Below are 6,273 nucleotides of genomic sequence, written 5' to 3'. Positions count from 1 at the left end.
CCCCTCGTCCGGGGTGGGCGGCGGCCTTTCGTCAGTGGGGCCGGCGAACCGTCAGAGCTCCGAGCCGGCCTTCCAGTCGGCCCAGCTCATGTTCCAGCCGTTGAGGCCGTTGTCCGGCGCGATCGTCTTGTCGCCGGTGTTCTCGACGACCACGACGTCACCGATCATCGAGTTGTTGTAGAACCACGCGCCCGGCGTGTTGGGGTTGTCGGCACCCTTGGCGTCCTGCAGACCGACGCAGCCGTGGCTGGTGTTCACGCTGCCGAAGATGGACTTCGCGCCCCAGTAGTTGCCGTGGATGAACGTGCCGGAGCTGGAGAGGCGGATGGCGTGCGGCACGTCCTTGATGTCGTACTCGCCCTTGCCGTCGTCGTCCGTGAAGCCCACGGTCGCGCCGTTCATGCGCGTCTCCTTGAACTTCTCGGACATCACCATGATGCCCTCGTAGGTCTTGTTCTCGGGCGAGCCGGCGGAGATCGGGATCGTGCGGACGACCTTGCCGTCCTGCGTGATCTTCATCTGCTTGGTCTTCGCGTCGACGTACGAGACCTGGTTGCGGCCGATCTTGAAGGTGACCGTCTTCTGCTGGACGCCGAAGACGCCCTTGGCTCCCTCGACGCCGTCGAGCGCGAGCTTCATCGTGACGGTGGAGCCTTCCTTCCAGTAGTCCTCGGGCCGGCAGTCCATGCGGTTGGCGTTGAACCAGTGGCAGGCGACCTCCTGGCCGCCGGTCGTGCTGACCTTGATGCCCTTCTGGACCGCGGCCTTGTTGGTGATCGCCTTGTCGAAGTTGATCGAGACCGGCATGCCGACACCGACGGTGGTGCCGTCGTCCGGGGTGAAGTTGCCGATGAAGCTGTTGGCCGGGGAGACCGTGGTGAACGAGGCGTTCTCGTGGGCGACGCGACCGTCGGAGTCCTTCGCCTCGGCCGACAGCTTGTAGGTGGTGGACCGCTCCAGCTGGGCGGTGGGTTTCCAGCTGGTCTTGTCGGCGGATATCTGGCCGCTGACCTCCGTGCCCTCCGATGTCGTCATCTTCACGTCGGTGAGCGTGCCCTTGCTCACGGTGACGGCTGCGGAGTTGTTGATGGAGGCGTTGTCCGAGCCGTCCCCGGGCGTGATCTTGATCTGGGCCTCGGAGGTCTTCTTCGCCGCGGCCTCGTCGACCTTCGACTGGGAGCTGTCGCCGCCGTCGCTCCCGGAGGCGCTGTCGTCGCCTCCGGAACACGCGGAGAGCACCAGCACTCCGCCGAGCAGTGCGGACGCGACCGTCAGGCCCTTGCGCCGCTTACCGACCGTCATCACACGCTTCTCCATCGTTGCGTTCTTCCCCAAAACCCCGAGCGTCCCCGTCAAAGCTGAGTGCCCCCGTCGGGACCCGTAAGTCCTCGTCCGGAACTTTCAACGCTACGACCGGTTCGCCCGGTTCCCCAGGTCGCGCAGGTGTGGGGATCACCACGTCCGTGACGGACGGTCCGGTCGATACGGGTGCGGCCGGTGCGCCGCTTGAGACGCGAAAACCCCGGGCGGCGGTTGCCGCCCGGGGTCACGAATTCCGAGGAGCTCAGCCGTCGCTGTCGTCGCCATCATCCTCGTCGAGGTCCCAGTCCGGCGAATCGGGGTCGTAGTCGATCCGCTCGCTGCTCCAGGACGCCTGCTGGAGTTCCACCCCCGGCACCTGGCTGACCAGGTCGAACGGATCAACGAGGTACGCGAGGGCCTCCGCGGTGTCTTCCGTCACGGCGCCCTCGGCGTGGGCCCGTTCCGCCGCCGGCATCTCCGCCTCGCCGGCGATGCGGCTCAGTGCGGACTTGGTGACCGCGTCCGCGTCGCCGACCTCGAGGACGAGTTCCACCCGAAGCCGTACAAAACGTGATGTCTCTGGAGTGCTCATGGCGGGAGCGTACGTCCAGGTCCTCCCGTGACTTTCCCGTGACCCGCGACTTTCACTAACATCGCCCCACACGGCCAATTCGCCAGCGCCACAAGGGGATCGATATTCCGTGTCATCCGCTCGCCGTCCGTTGCTGACCGCCACCGCCGCGGCGTCCCTGCTGGGCGCCCTGTGGTTCGTTCCGTCCGCGAACGCGTCCTCGGACTCGCCGGTGAGAGACGCGGTCTCGACGAGTCCGTCGCCGCAGGTCACGGAGCAGGCGCGGATCGCGGCCACGACCGCGGACGCCTCCGTCACCGGCCCCCGTCTCGCCGACACCGGCAGCTTCGACAGCACGCCGTACGTGCTCGGCGGGACCTTCTGCCTCGCGCTGGGCGCCGGGTTCGTCGTGTACTCGGTGCGCCGGGAACGCCTCGGCTTCTGACGGCGGTTGACGCGGGGCCCCGCGGGACGGCAGGGCCCCTCCCGCCCTACCGGAGCGGTCCGGTGACCTTCTCGACCGCGGCCAGCAGCCGCCCGTCGCGCACGAACGCGTCCGCCGCGGCGAGGTCGGGCGCGAGGAACCGGTCCGGCCCGGGCCCCCGGACCCCCGCCTCCCGAACGGCGTCAATGACCGCCCGCGACGCGGGCGCCGGGGTCAGTCCCTCCCGCAACTCCACGGCGCGTGTGGCAGCGTAGAGCTCGATGGCGATCACGCGCGTGAGGTTGTCGACGGCCGTGCGCAGCTTGCGCGCCGCCGACCAGCCCATCGAGACGTGGTCCTCCTGCATGGCGGAGGACGGGATCGAGTCGGCCGACGCCGGTACGGCGAGCCGCTTCAGCTCGCTCACCAGCGCGGCCTGCGTGTACTGAGCGATCATCAGGCCCGAGTCCACACCGGCGTCGTCGGCGAGGAACGGCGGCAGGCCGTGGCTGCGGTTCTTGTCGAGCAGCCGGTCGGTGCGCCGCTCGGCGATGGAGCCGAGGTCGGCGGCGGCGATGGCGAGGAAGTCCAGGACGTAGGCGACGGGCGCCCCGTGGAAGTTGCCGTTGGACTCGACCCGGCCGTCGGGCAGGACGACGGGGTTGTCCACGGCCGCGGCCAGCTCGCGGTCGGCGACCAGCCGGGCGTGGGCCATGGTGTCGCGCCCGGCACCGGCGACCTGCGGGGCGCAGCGCACCGAGTAGGCGTCCTGGACGCGCGGGGCGTCGTCCTGGTGGTGCCCGGTCAGGCCCGACCCGTTCAGCACGGCCAGCATGTTGGCGGCGCTGGCGGCCTGTCCCGGGTGCGGCCGGATGGCGTGCAGTTCGGGGGCGAGGACCTTGTCGGTGCCGAGCAGGGCCTCCAGCGACAGGGCGGCGGTGACGTCGGCGGACCGGTAGAGCCTGTCCAGGTCGGCCAGGGCCATCACCAGCATGCCGAGCATGCCGTCGGTGCCGTTGAGGAGGGCGAGGCCCTCCTTCTCGCGCAGTTCGACGGGCTGGATACCGTGCGCGGCGAGGAGTTCGGCGGCCGGGCGTACGGCACCGTCGGGGCCCTCGGCGTCGCCCTCGCCCATGAGCGCGAGCGCGCAGTGGGACAGCGGGGCGAGGTCGCCGGAGCAGCCGAGGGAGCCGTACTCGTGCACGACCGGGGTGATCCCGGCGTTGAGCAGGTCGGCCATGGTCTGCGCGACCTCGGGCCGTACGCCGGTGCGCCCGGAGCAGACGGTCTTCAGCCGCAGGAACATCAGGGCGCGGACGACCTCCCGCTCCACCCGCGGCCCCATGCCGGCGGCGTGCGAGCGGACGATGTTGCGCTGCAGCTGTGCGCGCAGCTCCGGGCTGATGTGCCGGGTCGCCAGAGCGCCGAAGCCGGTGCTCACGCCGTACACGGGGTCCGGCTTGGCCGCCAGTGCGTCCACGATCTCGCGGGCCGCGGCGAGGGCGGCCGCGGCCTCCTCGGAGAGCTCGACGCGGGCGCCGCCGCGCGCCACGGCGAGCACGTCGGACGCGGTCGCCCCGGAAGTCCCCACCACCACAGTGTGCATATTCATATTCAGGAGCGTACGCAGTGAATTCGATGATGTCACCACTGGGGGTGGCGTTCACCCCTTACCGACGAGGTCACACCGCACCGAACAGGTCACACCGCCCGGGCCGGGGTCAGGGCGTGTGCCGGCCCCGGAACCGCCGGCGCTCACCGCCCGTGTCCCGGGACGGCTCGTCCGCGAGCCGCACGACGGGATCGTCGGGCCCGGCCCGCCCCGCCACCACCGGCCTGCCGGCCCGCTCCGCCTTGGCCCGGTACTGGGCGGCGTCGGCGAGCCGGAACAGCCGCCGGGCCGAGCGCACGGGCCCGATCGGGTCCTCGGTGGACGCGACCCCGCAGGCCACCCCGTCCCCGAGCTCCAACTCGGCTGCCCTGCGGCACAGTTCGCCGGCCGCCTTCACCACCTGGTCGGCGGGCGGCCCGACTGCGAGCAGGCAGAACTCGTCCCCGCCGAGCCGCGCGGCCAGCGCCCCCGGCAGCATGGCCCCGCACAGCGACAGCACCGAACCGAACCGCTCCAGGAGCCGGTCGCCGGCGGCATGCCCATGGGTGTCGTTGACCCGCTTGAGCCCGTTCAGATCGCAGACGACGAGACTGACGACGGCGTCGTCCCGGCGATGCCGCTCGATCGCCTGCTCCAGGCGCACGTCCACGGCGCGGCGGTTGGCGAGTCCGGTGAGGGAGTCGGTGAAGGCCAGCCGCCGGACCTCCTCCAGTCGCTCGGTCTGGGCGATGCCGGCGGCCACGACGGAGGCCAGGACCGTGGCAAAGTCGGCGTCACCCCGCCCGAAGACGGCCTCACCGGCCGGGCGGGCGACGTACAGCTCGCCCCAGGCCCGGCCGTGCAGCACGATGGGCGCGACCACGCAGCAGCCGCGGCCCCGGCGGCGCAGGGCGGCGACGCGCTGATGGCAGTACCCGGGCTGCCGCCCGGCGGCGGGCCCCTCGGCGGTCTCCACCCACGCGTCGGGCTCCCCGCCACCGGCCCACTGCTCGTGCAGGAACTCGGTGATCTCCGCGAACTGGTGCACGGGGTAGGCCTCGTCCTCCGGGAACTCCTCCTCCCCCTCTGCCAGCTCACCGACGTTCACCAGGACCCTCAGCCGCCCGAGCTCCCGCTCCCACACCGACAGCGCGGCGAAACTCCCGCCCAGCGCCCGGCACGCCCCGGAGGCCGCGGCACGCCACGCCTCACGCGATCCGTGCGCGGCCGCCATCCCCTGAGCCAACGCGACGACGGCAGCCAGCCGTCTGTCCTCACCCATCACTCCAGGCTAGGGGAGTTTCCAGCCAGACTGACCTGTTTACGACGCGAACGGGGTCGACTCGTTCGGCCCGGCCCCGCTCAAGCGCCTACTCCCCCGGCCACTGCGGCTTGCGCCGCTCGTTGAACGCCGCGACACCCTCCGCCCGGTCCCCCGAGAACGCCGTGGCCCGCCACGCCGCGTCCTCGACCTCGAGCCCCGCCCGCAGATCCAGCCCCTGCCCGAGCCGCAACGCGCGCTTGGCCGCCCGCAGGCCCACCGGCGAGTTCCCGGCGATCCGGGCCGCCAGAGCCAGCGCCTCCTCCCGGTCCCGCCCCTCCTCCACCAGATGGTCGACGAGCCCCAGCCCGCCCGCCTCCACGGCCTCCACCCGCCGGGCGGAGAAGATCAGCTCGGCCGCCCGGGCCGCCCCGATCCGCCGCGGCAGCAACTGCGTGCCCCCACCTCCGGGGATCACCCCGACCGACACCTCCGGCAGCCCCACGACCGCCGTCCGGTCCGCCACGATCACGTCGCACGCCAGCGCCAGCTCGAACCCGCCCCCGAGCGCGAACCCGTGCACCGCCGCCACCGTCGGCACCGGCAGCTCCAGCACCCCGGTGTACGCCCCCCGCGTCACCGGCCGCTGCCGCAGCAGATCCGCGTCGCTGAACGAGTTCCGCTCCTTCAGATCGGCGCCGACGCAGAACGCGCGCTCATGCGTCGAGGTCAGCACGACCGCCCGGACGTCCCGGTCCTCTCCGAGCGCCGCACACGCCCCGGCGATGGACCGCGCCATCTCCGTCGACACCGCGTTCATGGCCTTGGGCCGGTCGAGGACGAGCTCCGCGACGTGCCCCTGCTCATGCCGCCGCACCAGCACGAACTCCCCGAACCGTTCCTCACTCATGACACCCTCCGGTTAACGCGGGTTAACAAGGTCGACGCTCAGATCATCGCAGCCGCACCCCACCCGCGGAAAGGCGGACGCGTCCGACTCCCCCACCACCCCCGCCCACCCGTTCGAGTGACAACACCCCAACTCCGACCCAACCGCCCATGGGAGCGCATAGCGTGCGTCCCCCACGGCGCACAGGGGGCGCGGGTGCATCGGGGAGGGACCG

The 6,273-nt window shown here is 71.7% G+C and carries 6 protein-coding genes; 1 reads left to right on the top strand and 5 read right to left on the bottom strand.

Translation table 11 applies throughout. From position 1 onward, the window contains the following. Positions 1-51: 51 nt before the first annotated feature. Together ACFU3E_RS31530 and ACFU3E_RS31525 are read right to left on the bottom strand one after the other, a co-directional pair. Positions 52-1,317 (bottom strand): Ig-like domain-containing protein, encoded by a 1,266-nt coding sequence (locus tag ACFU3E_RS31530; protein WP_384165905.1) that lies wholly within the window; start codon positions 1,315-1,317, stop codon positions 52-54. A gap of 247 nt (positions 1,318-1,564) precedes the next feature. Then, the gene (locus ACFU3E_RS31525; protein WP_384165901.1) at positions 1,565-1,894 is read right to left on the bottom strand and encodes a hypothetical protein; all 330 of its coding nucleotides are present in this window, start codon (positions 1,892-1,894) and stop codon (positions 1,565-1,567) included. A 109-nt stretch (positions 1,895-2,003) separates the two neighbouring features. On the opposite strand from ACFU3E_RS31525, the gene ACFU3E_RS31520 reads away from it, so the two are divergent. Next, a complete protein-coding gene (locus ACFU3E_RS31520; RefSeq protein ID WP_384165898.1) occupies positions 2,004-2,318 on the top strand; it encodes an LPXTG cell wall anchor domain-containing protein in 315 nt (104 codons plus the stop codon). 46 nt (positions 2,319-2,364) lie between these two features. On the opposite strand, the gene hutH is transcribed toward ACFU3E_RS31520, so the two are convergent. From hutH to ACFU3E_RS31505, 3 genes are all read right to left on the bottom strand, one after another. Then, the gene (gene hutH / locus ACFU3E_RS31515; RefSeq protein ID WP_384165911.1) at positions 2,365-3,903 is read right to left on the bottom strand and encodes a histidine ammonia-lyase; all 1,539 of its coding nucleotides are present in this window, start codon (positions 3,901-3,903) and stop codon (positions 2,365-2,367) included. 115 nt (positions 3,904-4,018) lie between these two features. Further along, the gene (locus ACFU3E_RS31510; RefSeq protein ID WP_384165895.1) at positions 4,019-5,170 is read right to left on the bottom strand and encodes a diguanylate cyclase domain-containing protein; all 1,152 of its coding nucleotides are present in this window, start codon (positions 5,168-5,170) and stop codon (positions 4,019-4,021) included. An 88-nt stretch (positions 5,171-5,258) separates the two neighbouring features. Next, the gene (locus tag ACFU3E_RS31505; protein WP_384165892.1) at positions 5,259-6,059 is read right to left on the bottom strand and encodes an enoyl-CoA hydratase/isomerase family protein; all 801 of its coding nucleotides are present in this window, start codon (positions 6,057-6,059) and stop codon (positions 5,259-5,261) included. Positions 6,060-6,273: the final 214 nt, after the last annotated feature.

Origin of the sequence: Streptomyces sp. NPDC057424 (assembly GCF_042803315.1) — a bacterium.
GTDB lineage: Bacteria > Actinomycetota > Actinomycetes > Streptomycetales > Streptomycetaceae > Streptomyces.
Note: the sequence above shows the minus strand (reverse complement) of the source record. Positions and strands in the feature narration are given on the sequence as shown.